This window comes from Amycolatopsis sp. FU40, from assembly GCF_021903635.1.
Classification (GTDB): Bacteria; Actinomycetota; Actinomycetes; order Mycobacteriales; family Pseudonocardiaceae; genus Amycolatopsis; species Amycolatopsis dendrobii.
The window spans coordinates 7,261,011-7,277,032 of sequence record NZ_CP091381.1 but is presented as its reverse complement, the minus strand read 5'-3'; the positions used below and the strand labels follow the sequence as shown (position 1 = coordinate 7,277,032).

Below are 16,022 nucleotides of genomic sequence, written 5' to 3'. Positions count from 1 at the left end.
CACCGGCATGAACACTCACGACCCGCTGATCAGCACCACCGACGGCGTGACCCCTTCCGCCCGGTAAGCGCTGATCTTGTGGTGCCCGTCCACCAGCAACGGCCGCGTACCGGACAAAACCACCGCCACCGGCCGGTGTCCCGACCGGATCGCCGTGCGGTAGTACGCGACCCGGGCATCGTCGTCGTCCGGCCAGTCGCTCGCCGGGATCAGATCCACCGCCTCGAACCGCTGCGGGCCGCTGACCCGGTACTGGCCGTCGACGAGCAACGCCAGCAGCTCGCGCAGGGTTTCCGCCAGCGGGAGGCGTAGCTGACCGGTCGCGAGCGCGATGCGCAGCGACTGCGGCAGCTCCGCCCGTCCTCCGGTGTTCAGCTCCAGGAAACCCGCGCCGCCGGTGATCGTTACCCGTTCCACGCTCAGAAGGACGCGTGGAACCGCACCAAGGTTCCGGGGCGTGCTTGAGCGAGTGCTCCGAGTGACCCCCGTCTCACGACCGCGATCACCGGATAACCGCCCGTGGTCGGGTGATCGGCGAGGAAGACCAGCGGCAATCCGTTCGGCGGGACCTGAATCGCGCCAGTGAGCACGCCTTCGCTCGGTAACTCCGAAGTGGACACTCGACGTAATGGCGGCCCGTCAAGGCGGACCCCCACTCGGTTGGATTCCGCGGTGACTGTCCACTGTGCGTTGAGCGAGGCCCGCGCGTCGGCGAACCAATCGTCGCGAGGGCCGAGCAAAACCGGCACTGCCAGCTGGGGCGGCGCGGACGAGGCGGTGACCACGTCGGCACCGGACGGAACACCGGTGACGGGGCCGAGGGGGACGCTCGCGCCAGCTTCCAGCGGCGAGGGGCCGAGTCCGGACAGGACGTCGGTCGATCGGCTCCCCAAGACGGGTGGCACCGCGATGCCGCCGGACACCGCCAGGTAGCAGCGCAGTCCGGTGGCGGGTCGGCCGATTGTCAGTTTTTGGCTTGGCCGCAACGGAATCGGCGTGTGCGAGCCGGTTTCCCTTCCGTCCACGGACACCGCGACCGGCGGTCCGGTCACCGCCGCGGTGCACGAAACCACGGCCCGGACGGTGAGCCCGCCCAGCACGGTTTCGATCCCGGCGGCGTCCTCGGGATTGCCGACCAGCCGGTTGCCGAGTCGCAGTGCCGCGACGTCAAGAGCACCCGACGGTGGGACGCCCAGATGTGCGTAGCCGGGACGGCCGAGGTCTTGCACCAAAGCCAGCGAACCGGGCGAGACGATCTCCAGCGCGCGCATCAAACGCTCCGGAACCGCACGCGGAGACCGGGCGTGAACAACGCCGGTTGCGCGGCGGAAGGCTCGAAGAGCGTCACCTCGGTGTGCCCGATCAACCGCCAGCCGCCAGGGGATTCCCGCGGATAGACGCCGGTGTACTCGTCGGCGATGGCCACCGACCCGGCGGGGACGCGAGTGCGTGGCGAACTGAGCCGCGACTGCTGGAGTTCGGCGGGAAGCCCGGCGAGATAACCGAAACCGGGCGCGAAACCAGTGAACGCGACCGTGTAGACCGCACGAGTATGGAGAGCGACGACCTCGGCCACGCTGAGCCCCGCGTCCTCAGCGACCAGGGAAAGGTCTTCGCCGGAGTACCGGACGTCCAAAACGACTTCGCGGGCATCCCCGGCAGGCGGATGATCCAGATCGGCCGAAGCCAGCAAGGAACGCGCAGCTTCCAGAGCGCTCGTGGACGCGACCACCAGCAGGGTGCGGGCCCCGGGAACGATCTCCGTGACGCCGTCGAGCGCGGCTTCGGTGAGGGTCGCCCTTGCCGCGCTCATCTCCTCGAGCGAGGCGCAGTCGAGCAGGGCGGCGTGTTCGCCGTACCGCCGCCAGCGCACGGCGTCTCCCGGAGCCTCAGCCCACCACGCGGCGCAGCAGCGCGGAGGCGTGCGGCTGCATTTCCTGTCCGACCATCGCGCGTTCCTCGACGTACCCGAGGTCGCCGTTCACCAGGCCGTACAGCCGCTGCGCACCGGTGACCTCCTTGGCCGTCGCGGTGCGGATGACCGCGTCGGTGCCGAGTTCCCAGGCCGTCTGGCTGCGCGGTTTGCCGTAGTACAGCTCGACGATGCCGGAGCTGTGCGTGAGCAGCAGTTCCAGGGTGTCGTCCTCCTGCGGCCGCCAGAACCCGGTTTCGCGGGCGGCGGGCCGCAGCACGCTGCCGTCCTCGTTCAGCAGCCACGAGCGCGCCTCGTGGAACAGGAACGGGCGGCCGTCGTGGGAGACGGTCAGCTGCTGGGCGAACTTGATCGGCCCGTCGATCGTTGGGTAGTCGATCTCGCCCTCGCCGCGCCAGACGCCGACGAGCGGCAGCAGGGCGAGGCACGCGTCGTTCAGGTTCGGGCCCTCGCGCAGGTTCGCCGTGTCGTTCGGGATCGGCAGGTCGTCCCACAACGGCAGGTTGCGGTCGCGCGTGCTGGCGGCCCGCTCCTCGGCTGCTGCGATGGCTTCGTCGCCACTCGTCATGCTGATCAGCGCTGGTCGGCGTACAGCCGGTAGACGACGTAGACCGCGAACCACACGGTGGCGATGCCCGCGATGATCAACAGGGTCGTAAACAAGGTCTCCACAGCGAGGACAATAGTCCGCCCCGGCTCATCTAGCGCTGCGCAGGGTCGCGGCGGTGAGGACGGTCACCGCCAGCAGCGCCGCGCCGGCCACCGCCATCGCGGTCTGGAGCCCGGTCGTCAGCGTGCTCCCGTGATCGAGAAGCGCTCCGAGCGCGGCCACGCCGAGCGCCATCCCGACCTGGCGCGCGGCGTTCACCGTGCCCGCCGCGGTGCCCGTGCGCTGCGCCGGGAGCCCGGCGAGACCGACGATGTTCGTCGGGGTGATGCTCAAGCCGAGCCCGACGCCGGACAGCGTCAGCGGCACGCTGAGCAGCCAATCCGGGCTCGCCGGGTCGACCAGCAGGAAGGCGGAACTCCCCGCCGCGGTGATGGCGAGACCGATCGGCAGCACGCGTTCCGCGGTGAACCGGCCGGCCAGCCGTCCGGAGAAGAACGCGAGAACGGCGTTGGCGACCACGTACGGCAGCATCTGCACCCCTGTCGTCGAGGCGGTGCTGCCCCAGGCCTGCTGCAGGTACACGGCGATCAGCACCGGCAGCGGGTAGCAGGCGAAGCCGATGACGAACGAGGTGAAGATCGAAGCGGCGAACCGGAACTTGCCGAACAGCCGGATCGGCAGCATCGGATGCGGGGCGCGCAGTTCCACGACGATGAACGCGATCAGCCCGAGCGCGCCAACCGCCGCGGCCACCGCGTCCGACGCGATCACGGCGTAGGTGAACGAACCGATCCACAACGCGCCGAGCACCTGCCCGGGCAGGTCCAGCGCGCCGTGCGCTGGATCGGACGATTCGTCGAGGCCCCGGCGACCTGCGAGTACCGCGAGAACGCCGATCGGCAGATTGATCAGGAAGATGGTCGGCCAGCCGAGCGCGTCGGTGATCGGTCCGCCGATGAGGGGACCGATGACCAGCGCGCATCCGGCCACGCTGCCCCACGCCCCCAGCATCCGGGCCCGTTCCCGCGGCTCTGGATACGCGTGCGCGAGGAGAGCGATGCCGCCCGGGATGACCGCCGCGGCCGCGATTCCTTGGCCTGCGCGCGCGGCGATGAGCAGTCCGAGCGTCGGGGCGAGGCCGCAGCCCAGCGAAGCGAGCGTGAACACCGCGAGGCCGCCGAGGTAGATCCGCTTGCGGCCATAGCGGTCGCCGAGCGTGCCGCCGGTGAGGATCAGCGCGGCGAGCGCGACGGTGTACCCGTCCACAATCCATTGCAGGTCAGTGAATTCGGCGTGCAACTCGCGCTGGATGGTCGGCAGCGCGACGCTCACCACGCTCGCGTCGAGCAACGCCATGAAGCTGCCAAGGAACACAGCGGTGGCCAGCAGCGGGCTCCGCGCAATGGTTTTCGTTTGCGACACGTCCGCGAGCTTGGGTCCTCAAGCCGACTTGAGGTCAAGTCTCCCCGGGACACGAGAAGGGCCCCTCGGAAACCGAGGGGCCCTTCTGCGCGAAAGCGTTGTCAGGCAACCGAAATGGCCAGCTGGTGCAGGCCAGGGCCTTCCGCGGTGACGTTGGCCTCGCCGTTGCCCGTGCGGTGCAGCGCGCGCACCGTCCAGGAACCCTCGGCCGCGTAGAAACGGAAGTCGCCGTCCGCCGAGGACACGACCTCGCCCGCGAAGTCGCCGCCGCCGTCGAGCAGCCGGACGAACGCGCCGCCGACCGGTCCCTCGGCGCCGGTGACCTTGCCTGCCAGGACGACCTGGCCGTTGGTGTCGAAGTCTGCCGGGGTCGCGACCTGTGCCGGTGCGCTGCAGCCGTCTGCCATCACTTAGCTCCCAACTCGACCGGAACGCCGACCAGCGAACCGTATTCCGTCCACGAACCGTCGTAGTTCTTCACGTCCGACTGGCCGAGCAGCTCGTGCAGGGCGAACCAGGCGATCGAGGAACGCTCGCCGATGCGGCAGTACGCGATGGTCGGCTTGCCCTCGTCGTAGCCTGCCTCGGCGTAGAGGTCCTTGATCTCCTGCTCGGACTTGAAGGTGCCGTCCTCGTTGGCGACCTTCGCCCACGGCACGTTCAGCGCGCCCGGGATGTGGCCCGGCACCTGCGACTGCTCCTGCGGCAGGTGCGCCGGGGCGAGCAGCTTGCCGGAGAACTCGTCCGGCGAGCGCACGTCGATGTAGTTCTTCGAGCCGATCGACTGGACGACCTCGTCGCGGAACGCACGCAGCGACAGGTCCTGGTCCTTGGCCTGGTAGTTCGTGGCCTCGCGCTTGACCTCGTCGGAGTTCAGCTCGCGGCCGTCGAGCTCCCACTTCTTGCGGCCGCCGTCGAGCAGCTGCACGTTCTCGTGGCCGTAGAGCTTGAAGTACCAGTACGCGTAGGCGGCGAACCAGTTGTTGTTGCCGCCGTAGAGGATCACGCGGTCGTCGTTCGAGATGCCCTTCTCCGACAGGAGCTTCTCGAAGCCCTCCTTGTTGACGAAGTCGCGGCGGACGCCGTCCTGGAGGTCCTTGCGCCAGTCGAGCTTCACCGCGCCGCGGATGTGCCCGTTGTCGTAAGCGGTCGTGTCCTCGTCGACCTCGGCGAACACCACGCCCGGGGTGTCCAGGTTTTCCTCGGCCCACTGCGTGGTGACCAGGACGTCTTCTCGGCTCATGGAGACTGACTCTCTTTCTGGGTTAAGGGTTTTACGAGGACGCCCGCGCGGGGCTGAAACGCTTGATCAGCAGGTACATCTGGCACCCGAGGCAGTAGTTGAACGCCGCGTTGAGGAACGCCGCGAAGAGCGCGAACGCGGTCGCGACGACGCCGAGCGGCGTCACGCCGGTCGCGAAGCCGATCGTGCCGACGAGCGCGAACACGAACCCGACCGCCTGCGCGAACCGCAGCGGGGCGGCGTCCTCGCGTTCGGTCGGCGGCCCGAGCCGCGGCGCGATCGCGAGCCGGTACAGCACCGAGTACGGCGCTGGCTTGAGCCCGACGAACGCACCGATCGCGAAGACCACGGTCTGCAGTGCGAGCAACGGCCACCACTGCGTGACCAGCACGACGGCGAGCACCACCGTGGTCACGATCGCGGCGAACCTGGGACCTCGCGGGTCTACGGCCGGTCCGGCGGACATGGGTTCCTCCTGCTCAGTGCGAGGGGAAAGGCGTGCGGACAGCACGCGGCGAAGACGGGCGGAGCTGCGAAACGGCGCGAGACGTGCTTCAGCGCCGGCCGGAAAAAGGCAGACACAAGCTGCTGCGCACGCGGCAGAAATCGACCGCGCGGCGCTGCGTCAGAAGGGTGATGGGCAGCTCGTCCACAGGGGGGAGGGTACCCAGGCTCGCTCGCTCCCGGAACCATGTTCATTCCTTGGGACGAGGTCCGGATCCTGAGAATCAACCGCCGCGGACGCCCGGCTGGGCACTGCCCCAATGTGGCATTGGGTGCGCGGGACGCACCGAAGGCCACATTGGGTGCGTCAGATGCACCCAATGCCACATTGGGGAGCTTTGACGGGGCTGGGTGCGAGGGGCAGCTGGAGCCGGGCGGCGAGAGTCAGCGTGGCGCGGCGGCCAGATGCGGGCGGAGCGCTTCCAGCAGCTCCGGGCCCTTGGGCACGCCGCCCACGCGCAGCAGTTCCCGGCCCTCCGGGTCCAGCGCGAGCGTGGTCGGCGTGCTGAGCACCGACAGCGCCTGCGCGACCTCGGGACGTTCGGTGACGTCCAGGTCGACGTGGTGCAGGCCGTCGGTCTTCTCCGCGAGCGACGAGAGAATCGCCCGCGTGTGCCGGCACGGGGTGCAGAACGTGGTGGAGATCTGCACCAGGGTGACGGCGGATTCCGGATCAAGGGCCTCGGAGACCGGAGCGGGGAGCGAGCGGGTCGCGGCGGCCGGTTTGGCCGCGCGGATCCGGCCGTTGCGGGCGCGCAGGACCAGGCCCGCGGCCGTCGCGACGACCAGCGTCGCCAGCAGCACCCACACTCCGGTCACCGGGATCAGCCTCCGTGGTTGGTGGACAGGTCGGCGAAGTTGACGTCGTGCGCTTCGCCCTTGATGGTCACCGAACCGCTGTCGACGCGGACCGCGGTCGGGGTGACCGACAGCGGCAGCCGGGTCGTCGAAATGCTGGCCCGGAAGTTCGGCAGCAGAGCTTTCTGCACAGCTTCCGGAACGATCGTGGTGCTCTGGTCATTCCCGAACTGCAACCGGTAAGGCACGATCGAGATCGTCTTCTCCTTGAGCTGGATCAGCGCGAAGCAGAAGATCTCCACCTTCTGGCCGGCCACCTGCACGTCGCCGGAGATCCGCACGCCCGCGCTGGTGCCGTCGGCCGGTTCGCCGTCGGCGTTGGTCGGCGTCGGGTCCGGCTGCTTGCCCTGTTCGGTGTCGCCGTACTTCACGTACGCCTGGGTCGACTGCTCGATCTTCAGGTTCTGGATCTTGTTCAGCGGCGAGACCCGGGCGAGGTCGGACGCCTTGATCGTCACCGCACCGGTGAGCTTGCCGATCTTCACCGCCTTGGTGTTGCCGGAGGTGAGATCCGACAGCGGCGCGATCACGTCCTCCAGTTCGGCGCTCACGCGCAGGTCGCGCAGTTCGTTGCCGACCGGGACGCCGTCCGCGGAAACCGTGATGTGACTGTAGTCACCGGAGAGCGCCTGCACGGTGAACGGGAAGCCGTGGATATTGACCGACGGATCGTCGCTCAGCCCGAGCTGTGCGCGGGCCTTCTGCGAGATCGTGTGCTCGGCGAAGGCCGCCGCTCCGAAATCCGCACCGACCAGCAGGAGCACCAGCACTCCCAGCACGATGAGCCACCGCCGCACGCGCCTGCCGCGGCGGCCGCTGCCGGGGTTTTGGGCCGGTCGGTCGTCCCGGGTCACGGGCCTGCTCGCCATCGCCTCGGTTCTCCTGTTCGGGTGGATTTCGTCGTGGTGCGGGTCACGCCGGGACTGTTCGACCAGGTGTGATCGATCCAGCAGGAGCTAGGTACCGGCGTGTTCACCCGCTATTCTCACTTAGCACCGACCGACGCCACGTTTGAGGCGACGAATCTGAAGGCGGTGCGGAATCATGAGCTTGGACCTGCTGGTGCTGACGGGGGAACTCGACGCTACCTCCGTACTACCCGCGCTGGACCTGCTGCCGCACACCGTACGCGTACGCGAGCCGGAAGTGACGGCCCTGCTCGACGCGGGTCACCGGGACGTCATCCTGCTCGACGCGCGCAGCGACCTCGCGTCCGCGAAAAGCCTGTGCCGCCTGCTTAAGGGCGCGGAGGACGAATCGGGCACGCCGGTCATCGCGGTCGTCGGCGAAGGCGGTCTGGTCGCGGTCAACGCCGAGTGGCGCACGGACGACATCCTGCTGCCCACTGCTGGTCCCGCGGAGGTCGACGCCCGGCTGCGGCTGGCCACCACTCGTGACGGCATCGGACTGCAGGCAGACGCCGAACTGCGCGTAGGCGACCTTGTCATTGACGAAGCGACGTACACGGCGAAGCTGCGCCGTCGCACGCTTGAGCTGACGTACAAGGAGTTCGAGCTCCTTAAGTACCTCGCTCAGCACGCCGGTCGCGTGTTCACTCGCGCGCAGCTGCTGCAGGAAGTGTGGGGTTACGACTTCTTCGGCGGCACGCGCACGGTCGATGTCCACGTACGGCGGCTTCGCGCGAAGCTCGGTCCGGAGCACGAGCAGATGATCGGCACTGTGCGAAACGTCGGTTACAAGTTCGAGCGGCCGGCGAAGGGCGCGAAGCCGGTTGTCGCCGTTCCGGCCGACGCTTCGGAGCTGACCTCTCGCTGACGTTCGCCGGTAAGGTCGGTTTGTGGCTATCGACCTTGGCGACTGGACGACCGATCCCGACGACGCGGTGCGCGAAGTGCTGCTCGCGGTCAAAGCGACTGACGGCCGTCCCGAGGTCGACGCGACCGGGCCGCTGCCGCGCGAATTCGAAGGCGGGCTGCATCTCCTCGCCCGCTTCGACGGCGCGCCCGCGGGATACGTCCACCTTGACACCGAAGGCGATTCCCACGGTCATCAGGTCGCGGAGCTTGTCGTGCACCCGGATTTCCGGCGTCGCGGCGTTGGCACCGCGCTCGCGAAGGCCGTAGTCGAGCGCGCCGACGCGGGATTGCGCGTGTGGGCGCACGGCGATCACCCTGGCGCGGCGGCGATCGCGGCGAAACTCGGCCTCGGCAGGCAGCGCGAACTGCTGGTCCTGCATGTCGCCGTGTCCGCTGCGGACTGGCCGGAACCGGTGCTGCGCAACGGTTTCCGGTTGCGGACCTTCGTGCCCGGCCAGGACGAGGACGCGATGGTCGCGGTCAACGCGCGCGCGTTCGACTGGCATCCGGAACAGGGCGCGCTGACCGCCGCCGAGGTGCGCGCCGAGGAACTTCAGGCCTGGTTCGACCCGGCGGGCTTCTTCCTCGCGGAGAACGAGAACGGCGAGGTCGCCGGCTTCCACTGGACGAAGGTGCACGATCCGGTGCCCGGCCGGTTCGACGGCGACCCGGTCGGGGAGGTCTACGTGGTCGGCGTCGATCCTGCTACTCAGGGTAGTGGCCTCGGCAAGGCGCTGACCTTGGCCGGACTCCGTTACCTGCGTTCTCGGGGACTACCGAGGGTGATCCTCTACGTCGAGGGCGACAACGCCGCGGCTTTGGCTGTGTACAACAAGCTGGGGTTCCAGCGTTTCGAGACCGACGTCCAGTACGGTGAGTGATCACGGTCGACGCGACTGGTGACCCGTGTTACTTTCTGCGTACTAGCAGGTCACGACCAGGCCACGGCACCCGTTCGGGGTAGTAGTCCTGCTCACAACCGGTGACTTGTTCACCTCCCGTTCATGCAACCAAGGACGACCGTCCACCGAGGCTGCCTAGTGTCCGGTTCCGGTGCGGCTCACCCGCCGCCAATCCCGACCGGATTCAAAAAGGCACATCTCCGAGTGGAGGAAATGCAGTGAAGATCATGCGGCCCCTGGGTGCCGTCGGCATCGTGGCGAGCGCCGCGCTCGTGCTCGCCGCTTGTGGCTCCGACCCTTCGGCGTCGAACAACGCGGGCTCGAACTCCGCCGCTCCCGCCGCCACCGGAACCGCCCAGGTCGACTGCGGGGGCAAGAGCCCGCTTTCCGCTGAGGGCTCGACGGCCCAGAAGAACGCCATCGAGGTGTTCAACCAGGCCTACAACAAGAAGTGCTCCGGCCAGAAGGTGAACTACAACGGCACCGGTTCCGGCGCCGGCGTCAAGCAGTTCAATGCCAACCAGGTCGACTTCGGCGGTTCGGACTCGCCGATCAAGGACGCCGACCTCGAGGCCGCCACCAAGCGCTGCGGCTCGCCCGCGCTGAACATCCCGCTGGTCGTCGGCCCGATCGCGGTCGGCTACCACCTGTCCGGCGTGGACAACCTGACGCTGACCCCGCAGGTCATCGCCAAGATCTTCAACGGCGGCATCAAGAACTGGAACGACCCGGCCATCAAGGCGGTCAAGGGCAACGAGAGCCTGAACCTGCCGGACAAGCCGATCCAGGTCGTCTCCCGCTCCGAGGAGTCCGGCACCACCGACAACTTCCAGAAGTACCTCGGCGCGGCTGCCAAGGACGTCTGGACCCAGGGTGCGGGCAAGAAGTTCGCCGGCGGCGTCGGCAACGGTGCGCAGGGCTCGAACGGTGTCGCGAGCACCGTCAAGGGCGCGGACGGCTCGATCACCTACGTGGAGAGCGCGTTCGCCAAGGACGGCGTCACCCCGGCCAAGATCGACAGCGGCTCCGGCGGCGTCGCGCTGAGCGCGGAGAACGTGGCCAAGTCCCTCGACGCCGCCAAGTTCGCCCACCCGGGCACCAACGACCTGGCGATGGACCTCAACGGCATCTACTCCAGCAACGTGCCGGGCGCCTACCCGCTGCTGCTGACGACCTACGAGATCGTGTGCTCGAAGTACTCGAACCCGGACGTCGCGAAGGCCGTCAAGGCGTTCCTGACGGTGGCCGCCACCGAGGGCCAGCAGCCGCTGTCGGCCAAGGGCTACGTGCCGATCCCGCAGAGCCTCCAGGACAAGGTGCTGAAGGCCGTCAAGGAAATCTCCTGAATCGCCTGACTGGTACAAAGGCTGACTAGAGACTGTCGATGAGCGACCAATCCTCGACGCGAACGCCCACCGGCGACCCCGGTGGGCGTTCGTCGTTCGCCCGAGCGTTCCCGGAGGATCCGATTTCGGACAAGCCACCCGCGCCGGCGCCGGAAGCGCCGCCCGCGCGGAAGAAGCCGACGAAGGTGCGAGCCGGTGACCGCATCTTCCAGAATCTGACCACCGGGGCCGGGATCTTCGTCGTCGCCCTGATCGCCTTGATCGGGATTTTCCTGGTCGTCCAGGCGATCCCGGCGCTGAAGGCGGACAAGGTCAACTTCCTGTTCAACCACGGGTGGTCGACGAACGACCCGGCGAACATGGCGTTCGGCATCGCCGACCTCGCCGAGGTCACCGTCGCGACCTCGCTGGTGGCGCTGATCATCGCGATGCCGATTTCGCTGGGCATCGCGCTTTTCCTCACCCAGTACGCGCCCGCGAAACTGGCCCGGCCGTTCGCCTATGTCGTGGATCTGCTCGCCGCGGTGCCGTCGATCATTTTCGGCCTGTGGGGCATTCTCGTGTTCGCGCCCGCGATCGAGCCGTTTTCCGAGTGGGTCAACAGCACCTTCTCGTGGATTCCGATTTTCGCGCCGGGCAACATCGCGCCGAACGTGCGCGGCACCATTTTCACCGCCGGAATCGTGCTGGCGGTGATGATCCTGCCGATCATCACGTCGCTGACCCGCGAGGTTTTCGAGCGCACGCCGACCGCGCAGGTCGAGGGCGCGCTCGCGCTCGGGGCCACGCGCTGGGAGGTCATTCGCACCACGGTGCTGCCGTTCGGCAAGGCCGGTTTCGTCGGTGCGTCGATGCTCGGTCTCGGCCGCGCGCTCGGTGAAACCATTGCGCTGGCGGTGATTCTGCTGATCCCGCAGGGCCGCAACTTCGACTGGAGCCTCTTCGACGGCGGCGCGACGTTCGCCTCGAAGATCGCCCAGAACTACAGCGAGTTCAACAACCCGACCTCGGCCGGCGCCTACATCGCGGCCGGACTGGTGCTGTTCGTGCTCACGTTCCTGGTCAACTTCGCCGCCCGCTCGATCGTCGGCAAGAAGGGGGAGTGACCGTGTCGACCACCCTCGAACGGCCCGCGACGACACCGGCTTTCCAGCAGGTGAGCGCGGCCCGCAAGGTCAAGAACGGCGTCGCCACCGTGCTGGTGTGGCTGTCGTTCCTGATCGCCGTGATCCCGCTGGTGTGGGTGCTGTACACGGTGATCGCCAACGGGATCAAGCGGATCCCGTACAGCAACTGGTGGGGCCAGGACTTCGGTTCGGTGCTCGGCGACGAGGTCGGCGGCGGCGTGCTGCACGCGATCATCGGCACCCTGCTGCAGGGTCTGGTGTGCGCGGTCATCTCGGTGCCGATCGGCCTGCTGGTCGCGATTTACCTCGTCGAGTACGGCCGCGGCAAGCTGGCCAGGGCCACCACGTTCATGGTGGACATCCTCTCCGGTGTTCCCTCCATTGTGGCCGCTCTGTTCATTTACGCGCTGTGGGTCACCACGCTCGGCCTGCCGCGCAGCGGGTTCGCGGTGTCGCTCGCCTTGGTGCTGCTGATGATCCCGGTGGTCGTCCGCTCCGCGGAGGAAATGCTGCGGATCGTGCCGGACGACCTGCGCGAGGCCTCTTACGCACTGGGCGTTCCGAAGTGGAAGACGATCATGAAGATCGTGCTTCCGACCGCGCTGTCGGGCATTCTCGGCGGCATCATGATGGCGCTCGCCCGCGTGATGGGCGAAACCGCGCCGCTGCTGGTGCTCGTCGGGTACACGTCCTACGTCAACTGGAACATCTTCAGCGGGGAGCAGGCGTCGCTTCCGTTGGTGATGAACAACGAACGCGCCACCAACTCGATGGACCCCGGCAGCGTCGGCTTCGACCGGATCTGGGGAGCCGCGCTCACCCTGGTGCTCATCATCGCCGTGATCAACCTGCTCGCCACGGTCCTTTCCCGCATCGTCGCCCCGAAGAAGAAGTGAGTCATGGCCAAGCGAATCGACGTCAAAGACCTGGACATCTACTACGGCAAGTTCCACGCCGTGGACAGCGTCACGCTGAACGTCCCGCCGCGGAACGTGACCGCGTTCATCGGCCCGTCGGGGTGTGGCAAGTCGACCGTGCTGCGCACGCTGAACCGGATGCACGAGGTCATTCCGGGTGCCAGGGTCGACGGCCAGGTGCTGCTCGACGGGGAGGACATCTACGCCTCGGCGGTGGACCCGGTGCAGGTGCGCCGCACCATCGGCATGGTGTTCCAGCGGCCGAACCCGTTCCCCACGATGTCCATTAAGGACAATGTGGTGGCCGGGCTCCGGCTCGGCGGGGTGAAGGGCCGCAAGCAGCTCGACGAGGTCGCCGAGCGCGCGCTGCGCGGCGCGAACCTGTGGAACGAGGTCAAGGACCGGCTGAACAAGCCGGGCGGCGGCCTTTCCGGCGGCCAGCAGCAGCGGCTCTGCATCGCGCGGGCGATCGCGGTGCAGCCGGACGTGCTGCTGATGGACGAGCCTTGTTCGGCGCTGGACCCGATCTCGACGCTCGCGATCGAGGACCTGATCGGCGAGCTGAAGAAGGACTACACGATCGTCATCGTGACGCACAACATGCAGCAGGCGGCGCGGGTTTCGGACCAGACCGCGTTCTTCAACCTGGCCGGCGTCGGCCAGCCCGGTCGGCTGATCGAGCTGAACGACACGGAGAAGATCTTCTCCAACCCGGACGAGAAGGCCACCGAGGACTACATCTCGGGCCGCTTCGGCTGATTCCACTGTGGACGGCCGCTCTGGTTTCCGTGCCAGGGCGGCCGTTTTCATTACTGGGTACTAAAAAACCGCCACCTGTTGGCTCAGGTGGCGGTTTTCTCGTGGTAGGTCAGATGGTCAGGTCTTCGTCGTCGGTGCCGTAGCCGGGCATCCGGCCGGTGACCACGAAAATCATCCGCTTGGCGACGGACACCGCGTGGTCGGCGTAGCGCTCGTAGAAGCGGCCGAGCAGCGTGACGTCGACCGCGGAGGCGACGCCGTGCGGCCACTCGCGGTCCATCAGCACGGTGAACAGGTGCCGGTGCAGGTCGTCGACCTGGTCGTCCTCGGTCTCGAGGTCCTTGGCCGCGGACACGTCCTTGGTCTTGATGATCGCCTCGACCTGCCGGGCGAGCTTGACCGCGGCCCGGCCCATCTCGGCGAAGTAGGGCTTGACGGCGTCCGGCAGCACCGGGTCCGGGTGGCGGCGGCGGGCGGCCTTGGCGACGTGCAGGGCGAGATCTCCCATGCGCTCCAGGCTTTCCGCCGCGTGGATGGCGGCGAGCACGGTGCGCAGATCGGTCGCGACCGGGGCCTGCAGCGCCAGCAGCGCGTACGCCTGCTCCTCGCATTCGGCGCGCGCGTCGTCGACCTTCGCGTCGTCGCTGATCACCTGCTCGGCGAGGCCGAGGTCGACCTCCAGCAGTGCCTTGGTGGCCCGCTCCATGGCGTCGGCAACCTGGACCGACATCGCGGCCAGGTTTTCGGCGAGCTGATCGAGTTCGACATGGTAGGCCTCACGCATGAGCACACCCTACGACGTGGACTGGCCGAATACCGCATCGCTGGGTGAACCGCATATGAACCCCGCCTAACGAATCCGAAGTGCTCAGCCGGTGTTGGTGTTTTTGCCCGAGCCCGCGTTCGCGGGCGGCGGCGCATTGGCCGCGGTTTCGGCGGGCTGGCTGCCCGGCAGCGGAGTGTTGTCGCGCAACGCGTCGAAGAGGCTCTTGGTCTTTTCCTGGATCAGGACTTCGTTGCCGCGCTTGTTCGGCAGGCCGACGGTGGGCACGGTGAGGAAGTTGATGTTGGCCGGATCGAGCCCGCGCATCGATTGCGCGAGCGTCATCATCTGCTGCACCCCGAGGTTGTCGCCGAACGTGGCGTGCGCGAACGCGGTGATGAAGCCGGACAGTCTTCCTGGGTCCAGCACGACATCCGAGGACATGACCTTTTTGAGCAGCGCTCCGATGAATCCCTGCTGCCGCTTGATCCGGCCGTAGTCGGAGGTCTTGTCGCCGATGACATGGCGGGCGCGCACGTAACTCAGCGCCTGGTCGCCGGAAATGGTCACGTCGCCGGTTTCGGTCAGCACCTTGCCGAGCGTGGTGTCGATGATCGGCTTCTCGTTGTGCACGGTCACCCCGTGCACCGCGTCGACCATTTCCTTGAACCCGTTGAAATCGATGCCGACGAAGTGGTTGATCCGCAGCCCGGTGATTTTCTGGATCACCTTCGTCATGCATTGCGGGCCGCCGACCGCGTAGGCCGTGTTGAGCTTGGCGATCTTCTGCTCGCGCACGACCTCGTCGGTGGTCTGGGATTTCGCCGGATCCCACCGGTTGCAATCCGGCCGGTCGATCTCAAGGTCGCGCGGGAACGAAACGACCACGACCCGCTTCCGGTCCGCGGGAACGTGCGCCACCATCACCGTGTCCGACCGCGCGCCCGGAATATTGGACGCGTCCCCGACATTCTCCTCGGCGGAAGCACCGTCGCGTGAATCGGAGCCGACCATGAGGAAGTTCTCGTCGTTGGCCTGCGCGTCGGCGTTCTGGATGTCCGAGGAGTTTTCGTCCAGCGCGGACACTTGGGCGAATTTAGCGTCAAACCAGGTAACCGCACCCCACGCGACGCCCGTGCCGACAAAAATAAGCACGACAACGACGATCAGCGCGATCCGCCCGATCCGGACGTTGCGCGCGGTATGCCGCTGTTTCTTCTCCTGAAGCCGAGTCTGCTCCGGCTTCTCGGCGGGTTGCTCTTCTTCCTCTTCCTTGTCGAGCAATACGACCCGCTGCAACGCAGTCCGAGTCTGCTCGAACAAAGCCATCGACCGGGTAGTGAGCCGCTCCCGCCGCTCCCGGCGCTTCGCTTCCTCGGCAGCCGCGTCATCATGCGCGGCCGAGAACCGAGCGAGACTGTGATCGATCTTGCGACGGTACTGAGTCGCCTCGTCGATCGCCTCCATCTCGTCGGTCATCGTGAGCGGATCCATCTCCGCCCGAACCGCCGCGGCCGGCCTGGCCGGGGTGCGCCGAGGCCGCTTGCCATTCGGCCCCTCGACGGCCTGGCTCAGCTGAGTGCGCTCCGGATCGGAGGCGGGTTTCGCCGCCGGACTGAGCTGCGTCTGCTCGGCGTCCTCGGCAGTGCCGAGCCCGATCCCCTTGACCGGGGTGAACTGCGTCCGATCCGCTGCGAGGGGCTGCTTTCCGTCTAGAACCGGGCTGAGCTGGGTCCGTTCGCCCTCGACTTCCGGACCGCCCCGCGGCCGGGCGTTCGGCGCGGGTCTGCGGCGGGGACGTCCGTCCTTGGGCGCGGAGGC

Annotated in this window: 18 protein-coding genes; 6 read left to right on the top strand and 12 right to left on the bottom strand. The window is 67.7% G+C overall.

What is annotated here, in order from left to right; translation table 11 throughout:
• Window positions 1–15: 15 nt before the first annotated feature.
• From L3Q65_RS34200 to L3Q65_RS34155, 10 genes are all read right to left on the bottom strand, one after another.
• Complete coding sequence (locus L3Q65_RS34200) at window positions 16–417, bottom strand: hypothetical protein (protein ID WP_182892721.1); 402 nt, start codon at window positions 415–417, stop codon at window positions 16–18.
• Between the two features lie 2 nt (window positions 418–419).
• Complete coding sequence (locus L3Q65_RS34195; protein ID WP_182892720.1) at window positions 420–1,271, bottom strand: biotin-dependent carboxyltransferase family protein; 852 nt, start codon at window positions 1,269–1,271, stop codon at window positions 420–422.
• Window positions 1,271–1,873, bottom strand: a complete 603-nt coding sequence (locus L3Q65_RS34190) for an allophanate hydrolase subunit 1 (protein WP_182892719.1) — start codon at window positions 1,871–1,873, stop codon at window positions 1,271–1,273. The genes L3Q65_RS34195 and L3Q65_RS34190 overlap by 1 nt, the downstream gene beginning before the upstream one ends.
• Before the next feature lie 16 nt (window positions 1,874–1,889).
• Window positions 1,890–2,501, bottom strand: a complete 612-nt coding sequence (locus L3Q65_RS34185) for an FABP family protein (protein WP_182892718.1) — start codon at window positions 2,499–2,501, stop codon at window positions 1,890–1,892.
• 129 nt (window positions 2,502–2,630) lie between these two features.
• A complete protein-coding gene (locus L3Q65_RS34180; protein WP_182892717.1) occupies window positions 2,631–3,965 on the bottom strand; it encodes an MFS transporter in 1,335 nt (444 codons plus the stop codon).
• Window positions 3,966–4,066: 101 nt separating this feature from the next.
• A complete protein-coding gene (locus L3Q65_RS34175) occupies window positions 4,067–4,372 on the bottom strand; it encodes a DUF1416 domain-containing protein (protein WP_009084726.1) in 306 nt (101 codons plus the stop codon).
• Entirely contained in the window at window positions 4,372–5,208 is an 837-nt protein-coding gene (locus L3Q65_RS34170) for a sulfurtransferase (protein ID WP_182892716.1), read from the bottom strand. Before L3Q65_RS34170 ends, L3Q65_RS34175 begins: the two co-directional genes overlap by 1 nt.
• A 31-nt stretch (window positions 5,209–5,239) precedes the next feature.
• Window positions 5,240–5,674 (bottom strand): DUF4395 domain-containing protein, encoded by a 435-nt coding sequence (locus L3Q65_RS34165; RefSeq protein ID WP_182892715.1) that lies wholly within the window; start codon window positions 5,672–5,674, stop codon window positions 5,240–5,242.
• Between the two features lie 422 nt (window positions 5,675–6,096).
• Entirely contained in the window at window positions 6,097–6,531 is a 435-nt protein-coding gene (locus L3Q65_RS34160; protein WP_182892714.1) for a thioredoxin family protein, read from the bottom strand.
• Between the two features lie 5 nt (window positions 6,532–6,536).
• The gene (locus L3Q65_RS34155) at window positions 6,537–7,439 is read right to left on the bottom strand and encodes a DUF2993 domain-containing protein (protein WP_182892713.1); all 903 of its coding nucleotides are present in this window, start codon (window positions 7,437–7,439) and stop codon (window positions 6,537–6,539) included.
• A 175-nt stretch (window positions 7,440–7,614) separates the two neighbouring features.
• Here L3Q65_RS34155 and L3Q65_RS34150 point away from each other — a divergent pair, with 175 nt between their 5' ends.
• The 6 genes from L3Q65_RS34150 (at window position 7,615) to pstB (ending at window position 13,438) form a co-directional block, all read left to right on the top strand.
• Window positions 7,615–8,346 (top strand): response regulator transcription factor, encoded by a 732-nt coding sequence (locus L3Q65_RS34150; RefSeq protein ID WP_037809366.1) that lies wholly within the window; start codon window positions 7,615–7,617, stop codon window positions 8,344–8,346.
• A 22-nt stretch (window positions 8,347–8,368) separates the two neighbouring features.
• Entirely contained in the window at window positions 8,369–9,268 is a 900-nt protein-coding gene (gene mshD / locus L3Q65_RS34145; protein WP_182892712.1) for a mycothiol synthase, read from the top strand.
• A gap of 239 nt (window positions 9,269–9,507) precedes the next feature.
• On the top strand, window positions 9,508–10,635 hold the full coding sequence (gene pstS, locus L3Q65_RS34140) for a phosphate ABC transporter substrate-binding protein PstS (protein WP_182892711.1): 1,128 nt from the start codon (window positions 9,508–9,510) through the stop codon (window positions 10,633–10,635).
• Between the two features lie 185 nt (window positions 10,636–10,820).
• Window positions 10,821–11,741: a phosphate ABC transporter permease subunit PstC gene (pstC, locus tag L3Q65_RS34135; RefSeq protein WP_037808608.1), complete on the top strand. Its 921-nt coding sequence runs from the start codon at window positions 10,821–10,823 to the stop codon at window positions 11,739–11,741.
• Window positions 11,742–11,743: 2 nt separating this feature from the next.
• The gene (gene pstA / locus L3Q65_RS34130) at window positions 11,744–12,658 is read left to right on the top strand and encodes a phosphate ABC transporter permease PstA (protein ID WP_037718612.1); all 915 of its coding nucleotides are present in this window, start codon (window positions 11,744–11,746) and stop codon (window positions 12,656–12,658) included.
• Between the two features lie 3 nt (window positions 12,659–12,661).
• Window positions 12,662–13,438 (top strand): phosphate ABC transporter ATP-binding protein PstB, encoded by a 777-nt coding sequence (gene pstB, locus L3Q65_RS34125; protein WP_237597558.1) that lies wholly within the window; start codon window positions 12,662–12,664, stop codon window positions 13,436–13,438.
• A 109-nt stretch (window positions 13,439–13,547) separates the two neighbouring features.
• Here pstB and phoU read toward each other — a convergent pair whose 3' ends face one another.
• The gene (gene phoU, locus L3Q65_RS34120) at window positions 13,548–14,222 is read right to left on the bottom strand and encodes a phosphate signaling complex protein PhoU (protein ID WP_182892710.1); all 675 of its coding nucleotides are present in this window, start codon (window positions 14,220–14,222) and stop codon (window positions 13,548–13,550) included.
• 84 nt (window positions 14,223–14,306) lie between these two features.
• On the bottom strand, window positions 14,307–15,695 hold the full coding sequence (locus tag L3Q65_RS47720; RefSeq protein WP_182893018.1) for an LCP family protein: 1,389 nt from the start codon (window positions 15,693–15,695) through the stop codon (window positions 14,307–14,309).
• Window positions 15,696–16,022: the final 327 nt, after the last annotated feature.

What these genes read in the sequence shown, in the direction of transcription:
- L3Q65_RS34155 (WP_182892713.1), bottom strand. Translation starts at nt 7,439, where the DNA reads ATGGCGAGCAGGCCCGTGACCCGGGACGACCGACCGGCCCAAAACCCC.
- L3Q65_RS34150 (WP_037809366.1), top strand. Translation starts at nt 7,615, where the DNA reads ATGAGCTTGGACCTGCTGGTGCTGACGGGGGAACTCGACGCTACCTCC.
- L3Q65_RS34170 (WP_182892716.1), bottom strand. Translation starts at nt 5,208, where the DNA reads ATGAGCCGAGAAGACGTCCTGGTCACCACGCAGTGGGCCGAGGAAAAC.
- L3Q65_RS34195 (WP_182892720.1), bottom strand. Translation starts at nt 1,271, where the DNA reads ATGCGCGCGCTGGAGATCGTCTCGCCCGGTTCGCTGGCTTTGGTGCAA.
- L3Q65_RS47720 (WP_182893018.1), bottom strand. Translation starts at nt 15,695, where the DNA reads ATGGATCCGCTCACGATGACCGACGAGATGGAGGCGATCGACGAGGCG.
- phoU (WP_182892710.1), bottom strand. Translation starts at nt 14,222, where the DNA reads ATGCGTGAGGCCTACCATGTCGAACTCGATCAGCTCGCCGAAAACCTG.
- L3Q65_RS34185 (WP_182892718.1), bottom strand. Translation starts at nt 2,501, where the DNA reads ATGACGAGTGGCGACGAAGCCATCGCAGCAGCCGAGGAGCGGGCCGCC.
- pstB (WP_237597558.1), top strand. Translation starts at nt 12,662, where the DNA reads ATGGCCAAGCGAATCGACGTCAAAGACCTGGACATCTACTACGGCAAG.
- L3Q65_RS34175 (WP_009084726.1), bottom strand. Translation starts at nt 4,372, where the DNA reads ATGGCAGACGGCTGCAGCGCACCGGCACAGGTCGCGACCCCGGCAGAC.
- L3Q65_RS34165 (WP_182892715.1), bottom strand. Translation starts at nt 5,674, where the DNA reads ATGTCCGCCGGACCGGCCGTAGACCCGCGAGGTCCCAGGTTCGCCGCG.